General features: G+C 59.0%; 23 protein-coding genes. 21 read left to right on the forward strand and 2 right to left on the reverse strand.

The window, feature by feature from the left end; genetic code table 11:
• Positions 1 to 103 precede the first annotated feature (103 nt).
• The 5 genes from Q0288_RS04960 (at position 104) to Q0288_RS04980 (ending at position 3,860) form a co-directional block, all read left to right on the forward strand.
• Positions 104 to 1,000: an MBL fold metallo-hydrolase gene (locus tag Q0288_RS04960; RefSeq protein ID WP_299428184.1), complete on the forward strand. Its 897-nt coding sequence runs from the start codon at positions 104 to 106 to the stop codon at positions 998 to 1,000.
• A gap of 246 nt (positions 1,001 to 1,246) precedes the next feature.
• Positions 1,247 to 1,594, forward strand: coding sequence for a hypothetical protein (locus Q0288_RS04965; protein ID WP_299428071.1), 348 nt, complete (start codon positions 1,247 to 1,249; stop codon positions 1,592 to 1,594).
• Positions 1,591 to 2,475, forward strand: a complete 885-nt coding sequence (locus tag Q0288_RS04970; protein WP_299428074.1) for a TIGR02452 family protein — start codon at positions 1,591 to 1,593, stop codon at positions 2,473 to 2,475. Before Q0288_RS04965 ends, Q0288_RS04970 begins: the two co-directional genes overlap by 4 nt.
• A gap of 121 nt (positions 2,476 to 2,596) precedes the next feature.
• Positions 2,597 to 3,367 carry a nucleotidyltransferase domain-containing protein gene (locus Q0288_RS04975; protein WP_299428077.1) on the forward strand — a complete coding sequence of 257 codons (771 nt, stop codon included), beginning with the start codon at positions 2,597 to 2,599 and terminating at the stop codon, positions 3,365 to 3,367.
• 109 nt (positions 3,368 to 3,476) lie between these two features.
• Positions 3,477 to 3,860, forward strand: a complete 384-nt coding sequence (locus tag Q0288_RS04980; RefSeq protein WP_299428080.1) for a hypothetical protein — start codon at positions 3,477 to 3,479, stop codon at positions 3,858 to 3,860.
• Positions 3,861 to 4,480: 620 nt separating this feature from the next.
• On the opposite strand, the gene Q0288_RS04985 is transcribed toward Q0288_RS04980, so the two are convergent.
• The gene (locus tag Q0288_RS04985; RefSeq protein WP_299428082.1) at positions 4,481 to 5,248 is read right to left on the reverse strand and encodes a tRNA (adenine-N1)-methyltransferase; all 768 of its coding nucleotides are present in this window, start codon (positions 5,246 to 5,248) and stop codon (positions 4,481 to 4,483) included.
• Positions 5,249 to 5,628: 380 nt separating this feature from the next.
• Between Q0288_RS04985 and Q0288_RS04990 the strand changes: the two genes are divergently transcribed.
• From Q0288_RS04990 to Q0288_RS05055, 14 genes are all read left to right on the forward strand, one after another.
• Positions 5,629 to 6,135: a Tfp pilus assembly protein FimT/FimU gene (locus Q0288_RS04990; protein WP_299428085.1), complete on the forward strand. Its 507-nt coding sequence runs from the start codon at positions 5,629 to 5,631 to the stop codon at positions 6,133 to 6,135.
• Between the two features lie 8 nt (positions 6,136 to 6,143).
• Entirely contained in the window at positions 6,144 to 6,590 is a 447-nt protein-coding gene (locus tag Q0288_RS04995; protein WP_299428088.1) for a type II secretion system protein, read from the forward strand.
• 9 nt (positions 6,591 to 6,599) lie between these two features.
• Positions 6,600 to 7,277, forward strand: a complete 678-nt coding sequence (locus Q0288_RS05000) for a prepilin-type N-terminal cleavage/methylation domain-containing protein (protein WP_299428091.1) — start codon at positions 6,600 to 6,602, stop codon at positions 7,275 to 7,277.
• Positions 7,277 to 8,950, forward strand: coding sequence for a pilus assembly PilX N-terminal domain-containing protein (locus Q0288_RS05005; RefSeq protein WP_299428187.1), 1,674 nt, complete (start codon positions 7,277 to 7,279; stop codon positions 8,948 to 8,950). The genes Q0288_RS05000 and Q0288_RS05005 overlap by 1 nt, the downstream gene beginning before the upstream one ends.
• Positions 8,951 to 9,048: 98 nt before the next feature.
• A complete protein-coding gene (locus tag Q0288_RS05010; RefSeq protein ID WP_299428094.1) occupies positions 9,049 to 10,053 on the forward strand; it encodes an ATP-binding protein in 1,005 nt (334 codons plus the stop codon).
• 202 nt (positions 10,054 to 10,255) lie between these two features.
• Positions 10,256 to 10,741, forward strand: a complete 486-nt coding sequence (locus tag Q0288_RS05015; protein WP_299428097.1) for a prepilin-type N-terminal cleavage/methylation domain-containing protein — start codon at positions 10,256 to 10,258, stop codon at positions 10,739 to 10,741.
• On the forward strand, positions 10,738 to 11,121 hold the full coding sequence (locus Q0288_RS05020; RefSeq protein WP_299428100.1) for a type II secretion system protein: 384 nt from the start codon (positions 10,738 to 10,740) through the stop codon (positions 11,119 to 11,121). Before Q0288_RS05015 ends, Q0288_RS05020 begins: the two co-directional genes overlap by 4 nt.
• The gene (locus tag Q0288_RS05025; protein WP_299428103.1) at positions 11,105 to 12,040 is read left to right on the forward strand and encodes a hypothetical protein; all 936 of its coding nucleotides are present in this window, start codon (positions 11,105 to 11,107) and stop codon (positions 12,038 to 12,040) included. Before Q0288_RS05020 ends, Q0288_RS05025 begins: the two co-directional genes overlap by 17 nt.
• A 10-nt stretch (positions 12,041 to 12,050) precedes the next feature.
• Entirely contained in the window at positions 12,051 to 14,174 is a 2,124-nt protein-coding gene (locus tag Q0288_RS05030) for a hypothetical protein (RefSeq protein ID WP_299428106.1), read from the forward strand.
• Between the two features lie 490 nt (positions 14,175 to 14,664).
• The gene (locus Q0288_RS05035) at positions 14,665 to 15,249 is read left to right on the forward strand and encodes a response regulator transcription factor (protein ID WP_299428109.1); all 585 of its coding nucleotides are present in this window, start codon (positions 14,665 to 14,667) and stop codon (positions 15,247 to 15,249) included.
• Between the two features lie 220 nt (positions 15,250 to 15,469).
• A complete protein-coding gene (locus Q0288_RS05040; RefSeq protein WP_299428112.1) occupies positions 15,470 to 17,593 on the forward strand; it encodes a pilus assembly PilX N-terminal domain-containing protein in 2,124 nt (707 codons plus the stop codon).
• Positions 17,590 to 18,048: a prepilin-type N-terminal cleavage/methylation domain-containing protein gene (locus Q0288_RS05045; protein ID WP_299428115.1), complete on the forward strand. Its 459-nt coding sequence runs from the start codon at positions 17,590 to 17,592 to the stop codon at positions 18,046 to 18,048. Before Q0288_RS05040 ends, Q0288_RS05045 begins: the two co-directional genes overlap by 4 nt.
• A complete protein-coding gene (locus tag Q0288_RS05050; RefSeq protein WP_299428117.1) occupies positions 18,038 to 18,412 on the forward strand; it encodes a prepilin-type N-terminal cleavage/methylation domain-containing protein in 375 nt (124 codons plus the stop codon). The genes Q0288_RS05045 and Q0288_RS05050 overlap by 11 nt, the downstream gene beginning before the upstream one ends.
• A gap of 7 nt (positions 18,413 to 18,419) precedes the next feature.
• A complete protein-coding gene (locus tag Q0288_RS05055) occupies positions 18,420 to 19,256 on the forward strand; it encodes a type II secretion system protein (RefSeq protein WP_299428120.1) in 837 nt (278 codons plus the stop codon).
• Positions 19,257 to 19,447: 191 nt separating this feature from the next.
• Here Q0288_RS05055 and lepA read toward each other — a convergent pair whose 3' ends face one another.
• Positions 19,448 to 21,247, reverse strand: coding sequence for a translation elongation factor 4 (gene lepA / locus Q0288_RS05060; RefSeq protein ID WP_299428124.1), 1,800 nt, complete (start codon positions 21,245 to 21,247; stop codon positions 19,448 to 19,450).
• Positions 21,248 to 21,463: 216 nt separating this feature from the next.
• On the opposite strand from lepA, the gene Q0288_RS05065 reads away from it, so the two are divergent.
• Positions 21,464 to 22,303: an ABC transporter substrate-binding protein gene (locus tag Q0288_RS05065; protein WP_299428127.1), complete on the forward strand. Its 840-nt coding sequence runs from the start codon at positions 21,464 to 21,466 to the stop codon at positions 22,301 to 22,303.
• A 69-nt stretch (positions 22,304 to 22,372) separates the two neighbouring features.
• A complete protein-coding gene (locus tag Q0288_RS05070) occupies positions 22,373 to 23,479 on the forward strand; it encodes an amino acid ABC transporter permease (RefSeq protein ID WP_299428130.1) in 1,107 nt (368 codons plus the stop codon).
• Positions 23,480 to 23,525: the final 46 nt, after the last annotated feature.

Here is a 23,525-nt window from a genome sequence, read left to right on the forward strand (position 1 = left end):
GAGGAGACCGGCCAAGCTGGGTCTGAGCAGCCGGGTATCGGGTTGGGGTGAAGGCAAGTTTGGTGGCTACAGGCGGCCACCGCAGAAGCGATACAATAGCCCGGTGATCCACACCATTGACCTCCATGATCGCGCCCCCAGGGTCATTGCTTCGTTCGTGCTGGAGACTGCTCGGGGGCCAGTGCTGTTCGAAACCGGCCCCGAGTCGCGCTTCTCGGCGCTGCTGGATGGCCTCAATGCGCTGGGCTACGCCGCCTCCGAGATCCAGCAGGTCTTCGTAACCCACATCCACCTCGACCACGCAGGCGCGGCCTGGCGTTTTGCCGAGCTGGGTTCCACCATCTACGTCCACCCCAGGGGAGCCCCGCACCTGGTAGACCCCGGCAAGCTCTGGGCCTCGGCGGCCCGCATTTACGGCGACAAGATGGAAGAACTCTGGGGCCAGATGGGCTATGTGCCCGAGAACCAGATAGAAATCTTGCAGGATGGCGATACGGTTGTGCTGGGGGGTGTGAGCATCCAGGCCATCGAGACCCCTGGCCATGCCTACCACCACCACGCTTATTTGATTGGCGACAGCCTGATTGGGGGCGATGTGACCGGGGTGAAAATTGGACACGGCCCGGTCTTGCCGCCCTGTCCGCCGCCGGAAATTCACCTCGAGGTCTGGCGAGAATCCCTGGCCCGGATTCGAACCTTGAAGCCCAGCAGGATTTATCTGACCCATTTTGGCCAGACCCAGGAGGTAGGGCCACACCTGGATATGCTGGAAACCCGGCTCTTAGAGTGGGCCGGCTGGATCAAACAGCGGCTCAAAGCCGGACTAAGCCGCGAGCAGATGGTGCTCGAGTTCGAGGCCTATGTGGCCGCTGGCCTGCGGGCTGCCGGGCTTTCCGACGAAGAGGTGCAGGAGTACGAGTTTGCCGATCCCTCCTGGATGAGTGTGGATGGGCTGGTGCGCTACTGGAACAAACACCACCCCGAAGAGGTGATGGCCTAGGGTAGCAGGACAACATCTGGCTCCCCTGGCGTGAGGTCGCTTTTTCAACCCCTCCACTCAGGCATCCAGCCAGGGTTGGCTAGAGGGGTGTAAATTAGGGTCATCTTCACGTCCTTGCAGCCAGGCAACCCTTGTACCGTGCGGATGTTGTTGCTGTCCTCCCGCAGGTGGATACCAAAGCTGTAGCACGGGGTCTGAACGCTACCCCGCCTGCGAAGCCCCGCGTTATGCTTAAAGGAGCACATAATGACCAAGTTCAATCCTGAACACAAAGCTGTTCTCGATGACCTGTTGCTGGGCCACCCTCATATAAGGCCTGGCAAGATGTTTGGCTATCCGGCTTATTACGTTGGCAGGAAGCTCTGTATCTGTCTGTATGAGCAAGGTGTTGGGGTCAAGTTGCCTGAGCAAGAAGCCGCAAAGCTGTTGGAGAAGGACGGGAATACCGTTCCGTTCCGTCCCCGAGGGAAACCGAAGATGCGGGAATGGGTTCAAATCAATCTGGGCCGCTCGGAGGACTACCGACAGTACGAATCTGTGTTTGACAAGTCCATTCGCCACCTGCTGGCGCAGCCAGAGAAGGTAGAATCATGAGCAAACTGCATATACTGCCTTGCCTCGATTCCGAGCAGATGGCCGCCTCCCGACGGCAGGAGTTAAACATCCCTAGAGATGTTGCTGCTGCACTCGGTCGGTCTGCGGTGGAAGCTGCCCACGCAGGTCGCTATATTACCAAGGCCGGTCAGGAAGTCGTTTGGCGTGATGCTGTACAAGCTGCGTGTGCCGCCAAGCTGAGCATTCGCCCAGACGCTACGCTGTCAAGTAACCAGCGAATCGCGTTTGCAGAAACACGGGTTCAGGTCACCAATGAGACAACGCTCGGTGCGTCACAACGCCTCGTTGAGTGCGGATTGCGACCTCTGGCCCTGAATTTCGCCAACGGTATCCACCCCGGCGGAGGCTTCCTTAGCGGGGCCAGAGCACAGGAAGAGGTGCTTTGTCGATCCAGCGCTCTATATCAGACACTCGTCAACGATCCGATGTATGAGGAGCACCGAAAGCGCCACCTACCGGACTCTACGGATTGGGCCATCTATTCACCTGACGTTCCCGTCTTTCGCAGGGATGATGGAACGGAGTTGCCACAGCCTTGGATCCTGAGCTTCATTACATGTGCCGCTCCATATGCGCCTGTCATTGGTCAACCGCAAGCTGGAGACCTCTTGCAGAAACGGATGCATCGGGTGCTCGCTATCGCACGATCATACGGACATGCCGCGCTCATTCTCGGCGCATGGGGCTGTGGGGCTTTCGTGAATGATCCGCACCGCACTGCTATGGATTTTCGGCAGGCGTTGGAAAACGACTTTAGCGGAGCGTTCTCCGACATCGTCTTTGCCATCACAGATTGGTCGCCCGAGAGGAAATTTCTTGGGCCTTTCCGGGATGTTTTTGCTGCACATGCCAATGTATAAGCTCTGTAAGGGGAGAAGCCGACCGAACAAGGGCCTGGAGTCGACTGCGGTTACGCTACGCAGCTCATACCTGGTGTTAGTCGCACTCGTTCATGGCTAACAATACTGGTAGGTTGAAGTCGTGGAAGAAACTATACGCTTTCATCTAAATAAGATAGAAGCCAGCGAAAACATCCGAATTGTGTATGCTTGTGAGTCAGGTAGCCGGGCCTGGGGCTTTCCCTCCGCCGACAGCGATTACGACGTGCGCTTCCTGTATGTTCGGCCAGTCGCCTGGTATTTATCCATTGACGATAAGCGAGACGTTATTGAGCGCCCCATCTATGAAGGATTAGATATCAATGGCTGGGATTTGAAAAAAGCCTTGCAACTTTTCCGCAAGTCCAACCCACCGCTGTTGGAGTGGCTTGGCTCACCGATCGTCTACCTCGAAAAGTATTCGGTAGCCGGGAGAATGCGTCAGCTTGCCACAGTACATTACTCACCGACCGCCTGTCTATATCACTATTTGCACATGGCACGCGGCAACTTCCGAGACTATCTGAAAGGCGACGAGGTTTGGGTCAAGAAATACTTCTACGTCTTGCGCCCTATTTTAGCGATGAACTGGATTGAAAAAGGATGGGGCGTTGTCCCGACCAACTTCAATGTTCTGGTCAACCAACTCGTTACCGAGCCGAAACTGAGGTCAGAAATTGACCGCTTACTGGCGGCTAAACGCGCCGGGGCAGAGTTAGACCAAGGGCCAAGAATTGCGCCGATCAGTGAGTTTATCGAAAGTGAACTGGAACGCTGGGAGCGACATGAGATTGCTGATTACAAAGTCACGTTGTCCGGCGACAAACTCGATGAGCTTTTCAGGGAAAGCCTGACGGAAGTCTGGCAGACGTAATATAGTATCTGGGCGTGCGCCCAACAATGGCATGCAGGCGACGTTGCTCCGCAACGCGCCTGAACCTGACCGTTAGCCGACGATGAACACCAGTGGACACTACTCTCTTATGGGTGAAGAGCCTCTTCTGGTTGGGCAGCGCTGCACGGGCTTCGTGCTCCAGCACTTCTACCAGGGCCAGCAGATCACGGATCAAGTCAATGTCGCCTACTTGCGCTTTGGCGAGCAGTGGTATCGCTTGTACTTCGAATGCGCAACCATCTTTTGGCGCGCATCAGAGCCGCCGGAAGTAGCCGAAAACGCAGACCTCACCCATGGGCTACTGCTCAATGATCTGTCTGGGATGGAGTCGGTGGTCGGCCAGACGGTTCAAGCAGTGGCTTACGAGGGATCCGAGTCCGGCGATGTTCGGGCCACCCTCACGTTTGCCAATGGGAAGCGTCTCGAGTTTGAGCATAGCTGTGAGGCCGACTCCACCCGTCTAATCGGTTAGCCCCTCGGTCAAGGTGACGCCCTGCGTCGAACCCTGGGCTTCCCGTAGAGGGTGTGGAAGCGAACAGTCCGCTATACTATCAGGCCTTTCGCTTGAGCCAGGGGTCTGGCAACAAAGAAATCTGTATGCACTCAAGATTCCGAAACAAGCCTTCTCACAGCAAATTCCGTCATTCCTCAGGTCGAATCCGTGTCGAACACTACCGTCGTCCGAGCGCTGGATGACCTGGCCAAACCAGTCCACGGACTGGGGGCGTATATCCTGTCCGGGTTCATGGGGGAGCCCTTCAGGTGGTAAACCTGCCATCCGGCAAAGTGGGGGTCGGCGATTTTCCATGCAGTGCGTTGCTCGTCTGACGTGAGGACAAAGGCCCCTTTTCAGGTTCCAACCAGCAATCGAATGTTTCCCATAAATCTACCTTCTTGTACATCACGCTTAAGTTAAGCTTTACATCATTCGGGCAGTTTTCAACTTGATTGCATCTCTGGTTACTTTGAAAACCGCCTCTTTACTCCTATGGGTTCCCTAAGTGGGTGCATCTTCTACGCCAGCCGCCCTAAAATGACGCAGACCAAAGCTGGATTGCTTCGCATGCAGGGGTCGCTTGCAATACCAGAAGTCTAAATCATGCGCCGCAACTGCACCAGAAAAGCCGTATGCCCCACCTGCTGAAACCTGGGGTGGGCGACAGGGGGGCGGATCTCCCACTCGCGGTGCAGCACTTCCAGGGTGCGCTCGAGCAGGTACGGCAGGTTCTGGGTTTTGATGTACTCGAGAAGCGTGATCACCTGGGTGATATTGGGCAGATAGCAGACCAGAAAACGATCCGGTTTGAGCGCTGGGGTACTGGCGCGCAGCACCGTCCAGGGCTCCATCATGTCCAGCGCGACGCCATCAAAGGTGTTGGGTTCCAGTTCGGCCTGGGCCAGATCGGCTTCCACCCAGATTAGGTTGCCCCAGTCTTCAAATTCGCTCACGTTTCGTCTGGCCCGTTCCTGGTGTCTGGTGCGGGCTTCGTAGCTCCAGACCTGGCCCGCTGGCCCCACCGCCCTGGCCAGATACATCGTCAGGCCGCCCGAACCCGAACCCGCTTCCAGCACCGTCATGCCCGGAGCCAGGTCGAGCAGAAAGCAGAGGGTGGCGGCATCCTTGGGATAGGTGGGGGTGGCCTCGCGGGGCATGTTTAGCAGATAGTCTTCCAGGGTGGGGCGGTGGATGGTAAACGACTCCCCCTGCGGGGTGGCGATCTGCTTTCCAGCGCCGGCCTGCACAATGGCCTGGTGGCGTATCGAGCCCCGGTGATAGTTAAAGCTGCCTCCTTCTTGCAACCGGAAGAGATAGGTGCGGCCCCGCCGGTCCTGCAGCAAGGCCCAGTCGCCGTAGGTCATAAGACTTAGCCTAGCGGGTTTGCCGGTGGGTTTGTCAAACCCAGTGCGGGGTAGCCAAGACCCTAGACTGCTGTTTGTCCCAGCACCCATCCCGAATCCCCCAAATGGGGGGTGAGTTTGTTAATTTCTCGAGGACACCCCTTCAAAAATGTCGAGCCTCCATTGCAATAACCGGCATTAATCTAAGCGTTACTCAGCGCTTCTTTTAAAGTGAATTATCAGGTCAGAGTTCACCAGAGACCTTCCGGACCCCTTCTAAGATGCACTCTGGGAGCAAGCGCTGGACGGTAGCAGGAAATCTTCCTGGGTTCACGCCGGTTTCTCCTCGAGCAGTACTCCGCAATTGTTTACATCCACTGCGGCGATGTTGAGGGGGTCTTGTGAAACAAGCTAGTGGCCTGAGCGTGATTGAACTGATCGTGGTGACCACGATTCTGGGCATCCTGATTGCCCTGGGCGGAGGCTGGTTTAGCTCGGATCGCATGCGGGTCAACCAGGCGGCCCAGATCCTGAGCGCCGATGTGACCCGGGCCCGTCTTGAATCCTTGCGGCGCAATGTGCCGGTCGGGATTCGCTTTAGCTTTGCCAGCGGAACCAACCGCTACGAAATTGTGGCCGATACCGATCAGGATGGTCTCGATAACGAAGACCTGGTGATCAGCCGCACCCAGTTTGGGGCGGGGGAGTGGGGCCGGGTGCTGGGTGGCTTGCGGCAGTGCACGGCTGCCGATGCAGCTGCCTCTACCAGTGCCGAGGTGGTCTTCGACGCCCGGGGGGTCTATCAGCTCGCCACCAGCCGCAGCGTGCAGCTTTCCATTGGCTCTTATAGCCGCTTCATCAACATCAACCAACAAGGTAGGGCGCAGATCAGGACGGCCTGTCCATAGGAGCGTATATGCAGAATCGAGGAATCACGCTGGTCGAGTTGCTGATTGCCCTGGCGGTGATGGGAGTGGCCTTTGGGGTGCTGGTCTATGCCCAGGTTACCAACTACCAGGCTACCGCCAGGGCCGGGGTGGTCAGCCAGGTCAAAGATACGGCCACGCAAATTCTGGAGAACCAGGTGGGGGTGGTACTGGCGAACTTCACCCGCTATTACAACGGCTGCCCCAATGGCAACGAAAGCGGGAGTAATTTTGTTTGCTCGGGCACCGGGTTCATCATCAATAGCGGCATCAATGAAGGACTGGAGGGAGAGGGGCAGGTTCTGATCCAGTCTTCGGCGGCCAGCCAGGGCATCAGCATCGCCCTGGCTACCCGGGTCTCGTGCTACGACAGTTTTGCTTCGCGTACTGCGGCCATCGGTTCAGGCAGCCTCGAGCCCTGCCCCCGGGTTAACTAGGAGCCTGCCATGAGAACCAAAGGTTTAACGATCCTCGAGCTGATGGTGGCGCTGGCGATTTTTGGCATCGTGCTGGCCATCGCTACCCGTTTCTTTGCCAGCCAGTCGCAGGACACCCGCATCGTGCAGGAGCGTAACGAAGTACAGGATCGGGCGCGCCTGGTGTTGCAGATGGTCAGCCAGGACTTGATTCTGGCGGGCTCGAGCCGCTTCATCCGCAACAACGAAGTGCGTTTCGATGCCGCCAACTGGGTTTCCTGTGCGCCTGGAACCCCCTGCCTGACCGGTACCGACCACACCGATCACGATACCTTCGTGACCCGCTACCACACCAGCCTCTACCCGAGCGGCCAGGAGTGCCGCTCCATTGGCTACCGCTTCAACGCCACCACCCTAATGCGGGCCGACGTACCTTGCAGCCAGGCCCCTACCGGGGCTATCGCCGCTGGCAGCTACCTCGAGTTCGCCACCCAGATCACCCAGCTTAATATTCGCTATGTCTGCGGCGACTCCGCTGCTACCGAAGTAGGGCTGCCCAGCGGTTGCATTGCCGTAGCCAACCCCACCGAACGCTTCGTGCGGGCTGCCCTGGTCACGGTCACGGCGGCCTCACCGCAGGGAGGCTACACCTACACCATCGCCCAGCGGGTGCCAATCCGCAACCTGAAAACCGACGAGGTGCTGTGATGCGACAACCCCAGGGAATCGCGCTGGTCGTCACGCTGGCCATCCTGGTGGCGGTCGGGCTGCTGGCTTTTGCCTCCTCGATCACCACCCTGATCAGCCAGTGGAGTGCCCGCAACGAGCGCGGCGCGACCGAAGCCTACTATGTGGCCGAAACCGGCCTGCAGCAGTGGAAAACCCGCCTGTTCCAGTCCTATCGCTGGCAGCTCTACGAGACGGTGCGCAACACCAGTGGCAGCCGTACCCCCACCCGCAGCGAGTGCGGCAACGTGCTGGCGGGCGGGGTGGACTGGAACCGCAATGGGCGCATTGACAGCGATGAAACCCTGCCCACCACCCGCACCGGGAGCGTACCGATGGGCCCCGGCACCGGCACCTACACCATCACGGTGGCCCAGGATCCCACCCGCCCCCGCTTCATGCTGGTGCGCTCGGTGGGCCGGTTCAATGGCTCCCAGGCCGTCGCTCAGGCTACCTTCGACCTCTCCAACACGGGTCCCTGGAACTATGCCATTTTTAGCGGACGCGGTGCGGCCAACCGCCACCTCAACGGTGGGGCCCTGATACGCGGGGGGCTCTATGTGCAGGGCCAGAGCAGCGACCCCGACCGGACTGTGATTGACTCCAACGGCAACTTCCGCATGGAAAACGAGTACAACTACAGCACCGACAGCGTACTGGCCAACCGCCTCAACAGCGATATGCGCAGCCTCTCCAACCTCTGTGCCACCCTGCGCGTCCAGTACGGGCGGGTGGAGGTGAGCGGAAGCTCGGAGTATGGCGACCCCAGCAACCCCCTGCTGGGCGCCTATGTGGGCGATGCTACCAACGATATTTTTGGCAACACCTCCAGCGTTTGTACCGCCAACCGGGGGATCTGCACCGACGACCGGGGTGCTTTCGATCTGCCTCCTGCTCTGGCTCCCCGCTTCCCCGAGTTCAACACCACCCCCTGCGCCAGCGACCCCAGCCGCACCTGGGCCGCCTGTGTGCGCGACGAGGCCGCTGCCAGGGGCATCCGCATTACCGGTAGCGGCATTCTCTTTCCGCCAGGAGCCCTGCCCACCAGTCCCCTATCGTGCGTCCTGGGCAACGTGCTCAGCGGAGGGGCACTGCGTTTTGGCAACGCCAGCATGGACTGCCGCTATACCCTGGATGGCCGAACTGGCGGCTTCCGCTACACTGCGGGTAGTCCCGGCACCCTGGAAATCTACGGCACCCTCCACACCCATGGCATCAACGTCTTTTTTGACCATGCGGTCAACTACCGGGCCTTCGACTTCACCAACCCCACCACAGACCGCAATGCCTCGATCTTTGTCGAGGGGGGTAGCATCACCCTCAGCCGCGATCTGCTGCCCGATGCCAGCTCGGCCACCTTCCCCAGCCAGGTACTGGGTCTGCTGGCCCAGAACAACATCGAGCAACTCACCAGCAATGCCATGGGCATCTTCTATGCCGGAAACCGCTTCCGCACCCAGCGTGACCAGCGCACCCTGGGCACCGTTGTGGCCAACGAATTCTGCACCACCAGTGCGGGCGGTAGCCAGTGCAACGCCGGTCAACGGGCCGAGGTCACCTACATTCCGACCATGGGCAATATCCCGGTGGCCGCACAAATCCCCGAAGACACCATCATCGCCTCCTTCAAGATCATGTCCTATGAGCGGCGCTAATCCGATGGTCTAACTCAACCCACGTCTGGAGTGTGGGGGTTGTGCTCGAGGCAGCCAGAACACCAGACCCCAGGCTGTGGGGATCGTAGACTGAAGCCATGCCGCTCAAGCACCAACTGGCCTGGGTCATTGGCTTACTGGCCTTCATTCCCAACCTGGTTATTGTGGTGACCTTCTGGGTCTCGGCCCGTGGGCAGCCCCTGGAGACCTCGCTCTTCCTGCTGATCTGGGTGCTGGTACTGGCCCTGATCGCAGCCTCGGTGGGCTATATCCTGGCCAACACCCTGCTGCGCCCGATGGACGAGCTGACCCGTGGCCTCTACTACCTCCGGGGAGCGGGCCGCACCCTGGCCGAACTATCGTTGCCCTCGCCCAAACAGCGCCCACCCGCCGAGATTGGACAACTGCGCGAGGGCTTTGAGGAAGTGCTGGATCATCTGCGCGACCTGCTGGAAGCCCGCGAAGCCACCTACGCCGCCCTGACCCACGATCTCAAAACCCCCCTGCTGGCCAGCTTGCGGGCGCTGGAATACCTGGAAGAGGCCGACAGGATAGGGCCGGAGAAGCGCAAAGAGATGCTACGCAACCTGCAGGAAGAATTGAACCGTAGCTATCTGCTGGTGGAGAATCTGCTTACCGCCAGCCGGCTGGAAGCCCAGCGCATCCAGCCGGAAAACCTTTATTTGCGTTCGCTACTGGAGGATTTCCGGCTTCGCTATGCACAACAAGCACAAAAGCGCGGCCTGCGCCTGGAGATTGAAGGGGCTGGGCAGGCCAGGGCCGAACGGCTGCTCCTGGAGCGGGCTGCGGCCAACCTGACCGAGAACGCTCTGCGCCACGCCCGAAGCCGGGTGGTGTTACGGGCCGGAGATGGCTGGCTCGAGGTGGAGGACGATGGGCCGGGGTTGCCGGATAGCCTGGAAACTCTTTCCCAGCCTTTCCGCAGCCAGCGCCTGCGGGGGGTGCGGGCCGGAAGCGCAGGGTTAGGACTCTATGTGGCCCGACGGGTGGCCGAGGTGCATGGGGGACGGCTGGAAAATCTGCCCTCTGTATCCCAGAGTACCCGGCTCAGAATTAGACTCCAGCCGGTGGCCTCACCGTAGTTTGTGACATTTGAACAGCTTGACCCGTTCCTGCTCTATCCTCAAGCTTATTCGTTGAGAACGTAGATCGGTCTAGGTTGACGGTGGTTGGCCGGATGATTAATGAGCAATTAACGTAACACCCGAACCCCCAACCGGGGGTCTTTGATTTGATCGAAAACCCCTACCTTAGGAACTAAGGAAGCGGGGAGCGTCCCTAAACATGGCCAAAAAACTGCCAAGAACCTGGTCGCCTGGTGGCTTTACCCTGATTGAAGGAATCGTGGTGACGGCCATCATGGCCATTATATTTTCGGTTGCCCTGATGGGCTTTCGAGGCTTTTCCAACCCCCTCGAGAACCAGTACTCCGAACTGATCTCGCTTATACGCCTCGCGCGCATCAAGGCGATGCAGAACACCGCCGCGTATCGTCTTAGCGCAGACGCGGGCGTGGTGAGGGTCGAGTTTGCTCCCAACTGCACATCCCCCACCTGGAGTAGCGACCCCAGTATTGGACGAGACCTTGGTGGTGGGACTCGAGGTTTTCGTCTCAGTGACGGGGTCAGTATGACCCCAGCAAGCTGGATCCTCTGCTTTACCAGCCGGGGCAGCCTGGGGTCTCCCAGCAACCTGACTCTAAACCTGAGCCGCAGTGGTAATACCCGCAGTATGCAGGTTCATTTGGGTGGAGGTGTGGCTAGACAATGAGAAACGGCTTTTCTTTGATCGAGGCGCTGGTTGCGCTGGCCATTCTGGGCATCCTGCTGGCCTTCGTTATTCCCAGTTTTGCTGGGTTTCTCCAGTCCAATTCCAACAACGAAATTCGCAATCAGGCCATAGTGGTCGCCCAACAGCAGATGGACTTTTGGAGACAGCAAGCGAAAGGCGTAACCGGCTCTACCCTGCCCACCTCGGGTAACTCTGGGACCCAGTCCATTGCGCAGGGGGGTCGCACTTTCAACGTAACCACCCGGTTCTGTCCCGACCCGGCCCAGTGCTCGAGCGATAAACGCCAGTTCAGGGTAGAGGTGCGCATGGGAACCCGGCTGGTTTATAGCCTGGAGGCGGTCTATGTCATTTTCAACTAGCTCTTTCCAGACTGGCGGGCCAGATACCTTCCGGCCAGACTCCAGGAGGCCAAGACGTCAACCAACCCGAACGGCTGGCCTTACCCTGATCGAACTGCTGGTTGCTTCGGCGGTATCCATCTTGATACTGGCCTTGCTGGTACCCATTGTGATGGGAAGTCGCCGCCTGTTTACCCTGGATCAGGCCCGAACCGGGGTGAACCAGGAACTCCAAACCGTGGCCTCGATCATCGGTGACGACCTGCGCCAGGCGGGTCAGGGGCTGCTGTACGCGGGCGCCGGCTACAACTCCAGCCCCAGACCGATCATAGTGACCTCGGGAACCGGGGGCGATACCCTCGAGGTCTGGACTGCCCGCAACAACGCCCCCACCCCCATCGGGGTTTGCGGTACCGTCACCTCCACCCAGATTCCGGTCTCCAGTTCGTCCAGCGGTTGCGCCCAGGGCGATGCCAACAGCAACAACATTCCCGACGCCGCAGAACCTTTCGAGAACTTCCGCGTTGCACAGGGGGGAATTGTAGAGGTCTATCTTTACAATCCCGCCACCCGCACGGGCAAACTGGTAAACCTCACAGGACGTACTGGGACGGCTGCCAACTTCAACTTTACCTATACCGGGCCCGCCGGGGGCACCTATGGCCAGGGCTCGAGTCTGATCATCCTCAACCGGCGCCGTTACTCGGTTATGGATGGACAACTCCTGATCTCCGAGAACGGAGGTGCAAATCGGGTGGTGATGGTCGGAATTACCCAGTTCCGAGCGGAACCGCTCACCACTACCGGAGGTGCCTGGACTCCCAGCATGCAGCTCTCGACCTTTAGTCAGGTTCGCCTGACCATCACCGCCCGGGATCCCCAGGGTCTGACCCGCACCCAGACCAACACCTTCTTCCCAAGAAACTTCCTCTCGCAGTAGGAGGACACCTGTGAAAATGTCTAATCGAGGCTTCGCCTTTTTGTCGGTGGTACTGATGATGGCGGTACTGGCATCACTGCTTACCGCCTACTTTACCCTCAGCATTCTGGACACCAGCAACTCGGCTGCCGTTGCCTCGCGCACCCAGGGCTTCTTTGCGGCCGAGACCGGCCTGAACCTGCGGGCTGGCGCAGTAAAGGATCAGTTTGCCCATCATATGCGGCCTACCGGTACAGCCCCCGCAACCTCCAATGCCTGCACTCCCGGCAACCTCGGCAGCGGCGACTTCGCCTGTCAGACCACCACCGTCCAGGGTAAGCAGGTCGTGACCTATATGCGCGAGCTGACCACCAATCTGGCTACCGGAGACACCGTCCACATTCCTCCAGGCGAGCCCTATCAGGGGCTTTGGGCCAACCAGTACCGCTACGATGTGTTTGCCCGTTCCTTAACCCGCCAGGGGCAGCCCGAAGCCATTGTGCGGATGACCTTCCGCCAGCGTATGATTCCCCTCTTCCAGTTTGGGGTCTTCTATGAAGGCGACCTCGAGTTCGACCGCACCGCTACCATGAGCATGGCCGGGCCCATCCACTCCAACTCCAACATCTTTCTGGATGCGGGCGGGAGTTCCAGCCTAACCATCAGCGACAACGTGACCTCGGTTCGAGACCTGTACCGTGGGGGAAAGAGCAATGTGGGCTGCGGCGGCACCGTGAGCGTTATTGGTACGACCATTGATTGTGATACCGGAACCCGGCGAATCCTGGGTGCAACCGAGATCGCGGGCTGGAACGGACGGGTGCAGAACAACATGAACCGCCTGGAAATTCCCGCTCCAGCAGCGTTCGATCCCGGCGGGCTGTACTGGCAAAGGGCCGAGCTCAGGGTGGTGCTCAACCTCAACGTAACCCCCCCCCGGGTTGAGGCCCGCAATCTGGATGGTACGGTTCATGCAGCGCTGACCTCGGCACTTTCCGCAGGCACCGCTTTCGACCCCAATTCAGGGGGGGGAAGCCGGGCAGTGGACTTTTCTGCATCCTTTTACAACAACCGCGAACTCACCACCCGGCCTACGCTGGGTCCCATCCAGATGCTGGAAGTGAACATGGGACAGTTGCTGCAAGCCCTGCAGAGCAGCGGCCTGGTCAACCTGGCCGACACCACCGACAACGGCCTGGTCTTTTACTTTGGCGTAGAAGGGCCGAACAGCAACGCCCTTAATAATTACGGGGTGCGCATCCGCAACGGGGCCGACCTTACCGCCGCCAACGCGCAGATCCGGGGTCTGACCGTAGTCACCAACCAGGCTTTATACCTACAGGGCCACTATAACAGTGATACCTCGACCGGGACCGGCTCGCGCTGGCGTCCGGCGGCCCTGCTGAGCGACTCGCTCAACATCCTTTCGAGCGACTGGTTTCAAAACCACCCCAACCCCTACATCAGCGGGCATTATGGGCCTGCATTTACCAACCCGGGTGGCCTGACCAACAACCTCCCCAATTCCTGCGGCACCCTCAGCCTGACCGGCATGGTTACCAACGCGACCGCCCCCCAGATTGCCGGCGATGCCAAAAGCAACCCCCGGTGCCGCAACCGCTGGATGAGCCTTCCATCGGGCGAGGACAGCGCCAACGCCCGCAACCGCTGGATCCCTCCGGCAGCCGACACGAGGGTGCAGGCCGCCGTGTTGACCGGCTCCACCATCACCCCCAGCATCGGCGGCCAGAGCGCAGGGGGCGTGCACAACATCATGCGCTTCCACGAACAGTGGACCAACCAGTGGCCGGAGGTTCTGATCGCACCCTCGAGCGAGTCCCTGTGGACCGCCAGTAAAGGTTCCCGAATTGGAACCGTGACCATGACCATCAACGGCACGAGTCTGAGCATGAGGCGGTTTAACAACCTGACCTCGAGTCGTACTTACAGCTACCTTGGCTCGATTGTGAGCCTGACCACCAATGGTCCCCGGTTTGTCAATGGGCAGTTTTTCCTGGGCCAGCCCTGGTACCACCCGCCCGTGCGAAACTGGGGCTTCGACACTCGCTTTCGTAACTTCACCCTGCTGCCCCCGCTCTCGCCCATGGCCTCGTACATGAGCCAGGAGCTTTTCCACCGGGATTTCAACCAGTAAACCGGCTGCACAAACCGGCCTGGCCGGAGCAAGGTACGCCTTCAAACCCCAGACCAACCGGAAGGCCAGGCTTAAATCGCAGTCGGCTTCTGCCGGGCTTCGCGGTCACCCTGACCCTCGATAACCCTGCGACTAGGCTCAGGGCAAGACTCAGGGCAACGCTGAAGGATCCGATACCCGACTCGGTCTAACCCGACCGAAGGGAGGCGCTTTTTTCGCCGACCGTCCGGGAGGGGTGTGCTCCAGGCTTCAAAAAAATAGCCTCGGGGTCTCCGGGTTGGAGGATGGTCTTTTTGAGTCCGGTATGATGCGCTGCACTGCCCGGAATTCGATTGACCTGGGAGTATCCGATTCTTCGGCCCAACGGCCTTAGAGTGGCCTTGCGGCAGTGTGGTAAGCGCTCCGGAGACCAGTCCTGCTTTTGTGATAAGAGTCTGGCTCCGCGCTGGTTTCGGTGTAAAGGGCGGAAGATGTGCTATTTTGAGCCGAGATGCGCCTGCTGATCGCCGACGACCACCCCCTGTTTCGCGTGGGTCTGCGGGCAGCCCTCGAGCGGGAGGGCTTCGAGGTGGTGGGTGAGGCCAGCAACGGCCAGGAAGCCCTCGAGAAAGCCCTCGAGCTGATGCCGGATGGCGTGGTGTTGGATGTGCGAATGCCCCAGCTGGATGGAATTGCTACAGCCCGCATGTTGCGCGAACGCCGCTTTCGCGGCCTGATCACCCTTTTGACAACCTTCGCCGAACCTGTTCTCGTTCAGCAAGCCGCCTTTGCGGGGGCCGACGCCTACTGGTTAAAGGAACTTCCTCCCGAGGCGCTGGCCGAGCGGCTACGCCGCCTGGATCAGGGTCTGGAGCCTCGATTAAGGGCTCCAGAACTTCCCAAACTGACCTCCCGCGAGCAAGAAGTGTTGCAGTGGATGGCCCAGGGGCTCTCTACCAAAGAGATTGCCCGCAATTTGCACATTTCGCCCGAAACCGTCAAAGACCACCTGGTGCGGCTCTACGAAAAACTCGAGGCCCGCAACCGTGTCGAGGCCCTCGAGCGGGCCCGCAGCCTGGGGCTGCTGAGCCACTGAAAGGACCATTTCTGCTGCTCTCATATTTCGGTAGACTTCCTGCAGGAGTCGTGAATAGAACCTAGCGAGTCGTTATCTCGGGTACGGCAAACCCTATAGCGTACGGGTCTTGTGCCAGGGGCCTGCTCCCTCGTCCTACCGCACACCCCCAAATGGGGGTGTTACAATTCAAGGCAATTGCAAACCATTAAGTTACGGTTGTAAGGTTTGGAGGCGTTCCATGCCAAATACAAAGGGAATTACGCTGGTTTCAACACTGGTCTTCATGTTCATCGTTATTATTCTGGTAAGCGTCTCTACGCTTACCTCCCTCAACAACCGCCGCAATGCCCAGGATGCCCTGCGTACCTCGCAGGCTCAGTTTGCCGCCGAGGCTGGCCTCGAGCGGGCCGTGGGCCGGTTGTGGCATCAAATTCTGGCCAGTGCCGCTTCTTCTAGCGTAAGTGCCTATGCGGTCGAGTTGAACCGTTTCGGCCTGACCAACGGCACCAGCATTGCCAGCCTGTTTGGCGACCCACAAAACCTGGGGGATGGCTCGAGTTTTGTGGTGCGGGTCTCACGCCAGGACGATACCAGCACCGACCCCGATGCCATCGTGCTGACCCTTACCTCTACCGGCACCCTGGCCGACGGAACCACCAGGCGCTTGCGCCAGGTTTTTCGGGTAGACCGGGCCTTCTTTCCCTTCGATTTTGCGCTCCTGACCAACAACGCCGAGTGCATTTTCTGCCATCTGGACGTGAAAAGCCTGGATGCCCTGCGGGGCAACCCCAATCCCGCCGACCCCAGCACCTGGTGGCGGCGGGCCAGGGTGGGGGTGCTGGAAAGCCTGATTATGCGCGACGATGAAGAGGCCGGGGTGGTTCATGGCTCGCTGCTGGCCCGGGGTACGGTGAGCCAGCAGTACAGCGGCAACATCGGGCCTTCCAACCGCTACCGTACCACCATGAACCCCGGCGACACCCGAATTCGCTCGACCACCTTAGTCAGCCCCACGCCTGCCAACTGTTCGACCCCCAGCAACTGCCTGAGCCCACAGAACCTCTACTACAACTATCCGGATGGCAGCAATTTGGCGGCCTTTGGCAACCGCTTCCCGGATGGCGAGCTGCCGGATCGTTTTCCCCTGCCCATCGCTGACACCAACAACAACCGCCTGATTGACGATGTCGAGTGGAATGCCGAGGTGAGCTCGAGCCTGACTGGCACCAACGAAAGCTACAGCGCCGGCACCATCACGGCCTCCATGACCATCAACCCTGGCGGCAGCATGGCCTGGCCGGGAGGAGGTTCGATCCAGACCCTAACCTCTGCCAGTCTGGGTCAGCGCCGCAGCAATGTGATTCTGGATGGCTCGGTCACCCCCATTGCCCTGAACGGTACGGTTTTTATTGACGGGGATGTGGTGATTCGGGGGCGGGTTCGCGGCAACGGCACCCTCCTGGCCCGTGGCAACGTCTACGTGATGGGCGACCTGACCTACGACTGTGGCACCGGAAGCAGCCTGGCCGCCTGCGACTACAGCACCCCCAGCCGCCTGCCCCAGCTCAACTTAATCGCCGGTGGGAATGCGGTGGTGGGCGATTATATGACCATTGATACCTTTAACAACGATGCAAGCCGGGACCGCATCAATATGCTGAGTACGGAGCGCAACCAGCAGACCATGTCCTTCTGCCAAACCAACCCCTCCCATCGGGCTTGCTCACAGCTCACCTCCACTGGCCGAAGCAGCCGTCCCAATCTCGCCCTCACCGAGATTGCCAACTTCAACCGCCGGGAGCTACAACGCTGGCTGCGAAACAACAGCTACCGCCCCCGCTTCTATACCTTTGGGGAGGACCGGATTTTCTTTAGTGGACGCTGCTACCACGACCCACAGGGGTACGGGGGCTACAGCACCATCCGTAGCGGGGCCCAGGTCTCGTTCTGCCGGGGAGATAGCGTACTGAGCACGGTCACCCTAACCGCGGATCAGGCCGAACAAATCCAGCGAAATTCCGCTCGTTTTGAGACCACCTCGAGCACCTTCGACAACGCCACCCTCAAAAACCTCTGGGCCGACTCGATGAACGCTCGAGGTACCGGCCCCCTGCGCACCGATGGTCTGCTCTACTCCGCCAATGCCATTTTTGGTCTTTCCCAGCGCAGGTACCCCAAACTGAATGGGCGCTGGGATCTGCGGGGCGGGCTGGTCGCTGCCGACACTGGCATCTTTGTGCCCGGCCCCGGAGACGGCACCTCGGGCCTGACCATCTACCACGACAACCGCTTGCGACCGCGCATTGCAACCGGCCAGCAGGCCCAGCTCAACCGTGGCATCTGGGAAGTGGTGGGGCAGTGAGAAGGCTCTCCAAACAGGGCGTGAGCCTGGTGGAGTTTTTGATCGCGCTGGCGGTGCTGGGTATTCTGCTGGGAGCAGGCTTTGTTTCGCTGCGCTCCTACCAGCAGAGCCTGATCATCCGTGAGGCGGCCACCCAGGTTGCCACCGAGCTCCAGGGCATTCGCCAGCAGGCCCGTCGGCAGTCGGTAAACTTTACGTTCCAGGCTAGCGCAAATGGCAATACTTACAGAGCAGGCCGCAGCAGCAACCTAGCTTCTCTCCCCAGCAAATCGCTGCCCTCTGGCGTGGTCTTTCAAAGCGTGCCTTCTGGTGGGGGGATAGTCAGGTTTGATGCCCCGTACGGCATTGTGAGCAGTGGAGCCAATGGCAGTTATGTCTTGCGAGGGCCTGGTAACCGAGTGCTCAACATCAACGTTGTTGGGAGAACTGGAAAGGTGGTGGTTCGTGCACCGTAGCGGTTTCTCTTTTATCGAAGTGATGGTGGCACTGGCAATCCTGTCTCTTACCATCGTTATTTTGAGCTACTTCGGCTCGAGCTTCACCCTCACCCGCAACGCCCAGATAGACACCCAGGCCCAGGCCTTTGCCCGCAGCTACTTCGACAATGTGCGGGCCAGTTGGACTACCCGCGCAGCCTACAACGCCGCTGTAGCGCCCTCTGTCACCCCTCCAAGCGGTTTCAGTAATCCCACCCCTACCCTCACTACAGTCCAGACCGTGGGCACCCAGGTGGTGGTGCGCCGGATTACCATCCAGTTCACCGGGCCACAAAACCGCACCTACCGCTTTGCCACCGAGGTAGTGTTGCCCCCCCAGTAGAGGTTTTATGCGTAAACAAGGCATTACCCTCATTGAATTATTGATAGCCGCCGTTATTGGGGTGGCGATTCTGACCCTAATTGCCACCAGCCTTCGAGGCAGTACCGACAGCATACGCTTTGTACAAAATTCACAGATGCTTACCGAAGATATCCGCACCGCTGGTAACCTCATTAGTGATTACCTGTCCACAGCAAGCTTTGTCTATCCACCTGGAACAGTGATTACCTTGAATACCCTCAGTAGCTATACTGTACGAAATCCTATAACCAACACCAACGTTTGGACTATTGGTACGCATCCAGCGGTAGCCATGCTGCAACCCATCAACCCCGGCAGTGGTGAGTTCAGATTTGTGATGATTTATGCTATGAATCGTGGCTGGGTTACTAATCGCACCCCCTCCTCTGAAATCCCGGAGCGTAGTGTGCCCAATGACAACAAGTGGGTGCTTTACATATATGAAGTGTTGGTAAATGTAGATGTGGCAAATCGCTTGCCCAATGGTCTGCCGTTAACGATTCCTACTCGCTTTCCAATTGTTTCTACTCCTGGGGGTAATAGCGGGAAATTGTTAGCTGACTATGTAGCGCCAAATAGGTTTACCGTTAGCTATCCTGACTGCTTGGGATTTGACGAAGCAGGTATTGCCACTCTGGTTTCCTGCCCTACTGCTCCACCAACTCCCCTCCAAGCAGCCCATAGTTCTGCACGAATTGCTTTTTCGTTGCAAGGCGAAATCCATCAAGGCGGGCGTGACACCCGTGTACCTTCCAATCCACTAAGTTTTCAAGCTGCACCACGCAATCTTGCCAAACGGTTATCTGATATTACCCGTAACTAGAGCGGGTGCGATGGCATATGGTCATCCATGTTACCACGATGAATCCAAGGCTACGATTACGTCATGACGAGTGTCTGAAGGACGCGAAGCAATTCAGTCCTGATCTGCATCCTTCGCTGGATTGCTTCAAGCCCTTTGGGGCCTCGCAGTGACGCTTCTTTCTGATGTGTGGAGTACAGCCAAATTCGGTGTTAGTCCCGCCCAGCCGACAACACCGCCAGGAAAGCTTCCTGCGGCACCTCTACTTTGCCGATGGCCTTCATGCGCTTTTTGCCCTCTTTTTGCTTCTCCAAAAGCTTCTTTTTGCGGGTGATGTCGCCGCCGTAGCACTTGGCCAGCACGTCTTTGCGCAGGGCTCTGACCGTGGCTCGAGCAATAATCTTGCCCCCAATAGCGGCCTGGATGGGCACGGCGAACTGCTGGCGTGGAATTACCTCGCCCAGCTTGTCCACAATATCGCGCCCGATGCCATAGGCCTTGTCCTTGTGTGAGATGAAGGCCAGGGCATCCACCCCTTCTTCGTTCACCAGAATCGAGACCTTGACCAGGTCGCCTTCCTGGTAGCCGATCTGTTCGTAGTCCATCGAGGCATAGCCCCGGCTGATGGATTTCAGGCGGTCGTGGAAGTCGTACAAAATTTCACCGAAAGGCACTTCGTACACCAGCTCGACCCGCTTGCCAATGTAGTGCATGTTGCTCATCTTGCCGCGCTTTTCCTGCAAGAGCTGCATGATGGGGCCCACATATTCTTCGGGGGTGTAGACCATCAGCTTGACGTACGGCTCGAATACCGCCTCGATCTTGTCGGGGCTGGGCAGCTCGGAGGGGTTGTGGATCTCAACTTCCGAACCGTCTGAAAGGTTTATCCGGTAGATTACGCTGGGGGCGGTGGAAATCAGGTCGAGATCAAACTCGCGCTCGAGGCGTTCCTGCACAATCTCGGCGTGCAAGAGCCCCAGAAAGCCGCATCTGAAACCAAAACCCAGGGCTTCAGAGGTCTCCGGCTCAAACGAGAGCGCGGCGTCGTTGAGCTTGAGCTTTTCCAGGGCTTCCCGCAGCCGGTTGTACTCCTGGGTATCGGTGGGGTAGAGGCCGGCAAACACCACCGGCTTGGCCGGCTGGAAGCCCGGATAGGGGGCCTGGCAGGGGTTTCTGGCCAAGGTGATGGTGTCGCCCACCTGGGCATCGCCGATCTCGCGGATGGAGGCGGTAATCCAGCCCACCTCGCCGGGGCCGAACTGCCCAACCGGCTCGAGTACCCCAGGCCGAAAGACCCCCACCCGATCCACCTCAAACTCCTTGCCGGTAGACCAGATACGGATCACGTCGCCGTGCTTGATGCTGCCATCCATCACCCGCACGTAGGGAATCACCCCCTGGTAGGCATCGAAGATCGAGTCGAAGATCAAGGCCTGGGTGGGGTTGGTGGGCTGGCCTCTGGGGGCTGGTACGCGCGCCACAATGGCTTCCAGGATCTCTTCCACCCCCTGTCCGGTCTTGCCCGAGGCAAACACGCACTCATCGGCGGGAATGCCCAGCACTTCCTCCACTTCCAGCGCGACCTCGAGGGGCTGGGCGCCGGGCAGGTCAATCTTGTTGATGACCGGGATGATGGTGTGCTCGTGTTCCATGGCCAGGTAGAAGTTGGCGATGGTCTGGGCCTCGACCCCCTGGGAGGCATCCACGACCAGCAACACCCCTTCCACTGCCGCCAGGGCCCGGCTGACCTCGTAGCCAAAGTCCACATGGCCGGGGGTGTCAATCAGGTTGAAGGTATAGGTCAGGCCCGACTGGCTCTGGTAATACAGCCGCACCGCACTGGCCTTGATGGTGATGCCGCGTTCGCGCTCGAGTTCCAGCGAGTCCAAAAACTGCTCGCGCATCTCCCGATCCGAGACCGCCCGGGTGGTCTGGAGAATGCGATCCGCCAGCGTAGACTTGCCGTGATCTACGTGCGCGATGATGGAGAAATTTCTAATCCGTTCCTGCACAGCCTATACATTGTAGCCGATGCCCCGGGAAACTCTGTAAGTAAACGCTGCACAAAGCCAGGAATTCGCCGCCTATCGCCGCCAGCTATTGGCACTTACTGATCATCATCAAGCCCCAGCCCTCACCAGGTCGTTGACACACTCATCTGGGTTTTGTAATGTTGAGCACAACGTTCTCTGGCAGCAAAGCTCCAACTGCAAAAGGGAGGTTCGAAAATGAAACGACTGTGGATGGTAGGTCTGATCGTCCTGGCTTCGCTGGGGCTGGCCCAGACCAGGATCGGCAACTGTGAAGTAACGGGCCAGAAAGGGCAGTTTCCCATTCGCCCGGTGGTAGCGGGCCAGCTCACCGTGCAAACCAACCTGCCGGGGCCGGGTTTCTGGAATGGGGACAGCCCTGCCACCATCAGGGATGGCTTCGAGTACTGCCTGGCGGCCAACATTGCCCACCGCGCCGGACTGGATAGGGTGGTGGTGCAGAATGTGGCCTGGGATGCCTTGATTGCGGGGCAGACCCGCAACTTTGATTTTGCGCTGTCGCAAATCACCATTACCGAGGCCCGCAAGCGGGTGGTAGACTTTTCCCGGCCCTACTTCTCCTCCGACATTGGGGTGCTGGTGGATGCGAGGAACAGAAACAAGTTTAACTCTGTAGCCAGTCTCCGCACCGCCCGTCTGGGTGTGCAGCAGGCCACTACTGCGGCTACCTTCCTTACCAACCGCCTGCGCCACCCGCAAAACCTGACCAGGGTTTTTCCCGACGTGGCAGCGGGCTTCACAGCGCTACGGGCTGGTCAGATAGATGCTTTCATCATTGATACCGCGATAGTGCTGTCCGAGGCGGGCAAGTCCCGGGGTGCGCTGGCAGTGGTTGGTCAGTTCAAGACCGGCGACAACTACGGGGCGCTTTTTGCGAGAGGCAGTACCAACCGGGCCCTGGTTGACAGGATTCTGGAGGCGCTCGAGAGCGATGGTACCCTCAAAAAGCTGGCCCAGACCTATCTGGCTAAGGAATGGGGCATTGACCCCACCACCGTGCCGGTCTGGCAACCCTGATCACCAGGTTTGTAACCGGGGGTGCAAAAGAAATCCGCCCCCGGTTTTTTTCGGTACAATCGCTTATTCATGCCGGAGACAGGTTCTAACTTAAAGGAAGCACGTCGGCGTACCCCCACCTTGCCCAGGGATGGTTTCAGATTTGCCCTGGTAGCGCTCCTGCTGGCTATCTCGCTGATTGTGGCTACCGGGGCGGTGATGTGGGAGGTCAAGCAGACCATGGCCACCAACCTTTTTCAGGCCTTATGGGCCGACTGTTTGTTGGTACTGGTAACGCTGGTTCCGCTGGGGCTTTTGCTCACAGCCAGCCACAGCCTGCGGCAGTCGCGAGCAGCCCAACTGGCCCTTCAGAAGGATAATCTGATTGCTGCTCGAGTCCACAGCTCAGAAGCCCATACCTGGGCCTGGTTTACCCTGGGCTATGCAGGGGCGTTGCTGCTATTCCTGCTCCTGGTGCTGTTCTTTATCGCCAATAATGTGGCGGTGGGGCGCACTTTTTTTCAGCTCCCACTGATTGCAGACTCGTTTGGCCTCATTCTGCAAGCATTCTGGGTCAATGTGGTAATTTTCTTGTTCGCAGGTGTTTTCTCGCTGGCCTGGGGCCTGGTGGTGGCTATTGCCAAGCTACTGCCTGGTAAACCAGCCCAGCCCATTCGCTTCATTGCGACCATATATACCGATGCCTTTTTGAGCCTACCCTCCATCATCGTGATTTACCTAATTGGCTTTGGCCTTCCGCTTACCGGTATCCCCTTTTTCCGCAATCTGCCGTTGGAGGCTTTGGCGGTGGTGGCTCTGACGCTGACCTACGGAGCCTATATGGCTGAGGTCTACCGGGCAGGTCTCGAGAGCATCCACCCCAGCCAGTGGGCCGCCTCCCGCAGCCTGGGTCTCTCCTACGGACAGACCCTTCGTTTTGTAGTGGTGCCCCAGGCGGTGCGGCGCATCATCCCACCCCTGCTCAACAACTTTATCGGGATGCAAAAGGACACCGCCCTGGTCAATGTGGTGGGGGTGATAGATGCCTTTAACCAGGCCCGCATCATTGCTTCCAACGATTTTAATCTCTCGGCAGTGACCACGGTGGCGCTTCTCTTCATCCTGATTACCATTCCCCAGACCCGCCTTGTGGATCGCCTGGTAGAACGGGATCGGGCCCGCTTCCGGCAGGGGTAATTGAGCAGGGGAGCGTGGGAGTGAATTTACCGTTTGTCATGGATAG

The sequence above is a fragment of the uncultured Meiothermus sp. genome, from assembly GCF_937863175.1.
Lineage (GTDB): Bacteria > Deinococcota > Deinococci > Deinococcales > Thermaceae > Meiothermus.

Excerpts from the sequence above, each read along its gene's own strand:
- Q0288_RS04965 (WP_299428071.1), top strand. The coding sequence starts at position 1,247 with ATGACCAAGTTCAATCCTGAACACAAAGCTGTTCTCGATGACCTGTTG.
- Q0288_RS04970 (WP_299428074.1), top strand. The coding sequence starts at position 1,591 with ATGAGCAAACTGCATATACTGCCTTGCCTCGATTCCGAGCAGATGGCC.
- Q0288_RS04980 (WP_299428080.1), top strand. The coding sequence starts at position 3,477 with ATGGGTGAAGAGCCTCTTCTGGTTGGGCAGCGCTGCACGGGCTTCGTG.
- Q0288_RS04985 (WP_299428082.1), bottom strand. The coding sequence starts at position 5,248 with ATGACCTACGGCGACTGGGCCTTGCTGCAGGACCGGCGGGGCCGCACC.
- Q0288_RS04995 (WP_299428088.1), top strand. The coding sequence starts at position 6,144 with ATGCAGAATCGAGGAATCACGCTGGTCGAGTTGCTGATTGCCCTGGCG.
- Q0288_RS05000 (WP_299428091.1), top strand. The coding sequence starts at position 6,600 with ATGAGAACCAAAGGTTTAACGATCCTCGAGCTGATGGTGGCGCTGGCG.
- Q0288_RS05005 (WP_299428187.1), top strand. The coding sequence starts at position 7,277 with ATGCGACAACCCCAGGGAATCGCGCTGGTCGTCACGCTGGCCATCCTG.
- Q0288_RS05010 (WP_299428094.1), top strand. The coding sequence starts at position 9,049 with ATGCCGCTCAAGCACCAACTGGCCTGGGTCATTGGCTTACTGGCCTTC.
- Q0288_RS05015 (WP_299428097.1), top strand. The coding sequence starts at position 10,256 with ATGGCCAAAAAACTGCCAAGAACCTGGTCGCCTGGTGGCTTTACCCTG.
- Q0288_RS05020 (WP_299428100.1), top strand. The coding sequence starts at position 10,738 with ATGAGAAACGGCTTTTCTTTGATCGAGGCGCTGGTTGCGCTGGCCATT.
- Q0288_RS05025 (WP_299428103.1), top strand. The coding sequence starts at position 11,105 with ATGTCATTTTCAACTAGCTCTTTCCAGACTGGCGGGCCAGATACCTTC.
- Q0288_RS05035 (WP_299428109.1), top strand. The coding sequence starts at position 14,665 with ATGCGCCTGCTGATCGCCGACGACCACCCCCTGTTTCGCGTGGGTCTG.
- Q0288_RS05040 (WP_299428112.1), top strand. The coding sequence starts at position 15,470 with ATGCCAAATACAAAGGGAATTACGCTGGTTTCAACACTGGTCTTCATG.
- Q0288_RS05055 (WP_299428120.1), top strand. The coding sequence starts at position 18,420 with ATGCGTAAACAAGGCATTACCCTCATTGAATTATTGATAGCCGCCGTT.
- Q0288_RS05065 (WP_299428127.1), top strand. The coding sequence starts at position 21,464 with ATGAAACGACTGTGGATGGTAGGTCTGATCGTCCTGGCTTCGCTGGGG.
- Q0288_RS05070 (WP_299428130.1), top strand. The coding sequence starts at position 22,373 with ATGCCGGAGACAGGTTCTAACTTAAAGGAAGCACGTCGGCGTACCCCC.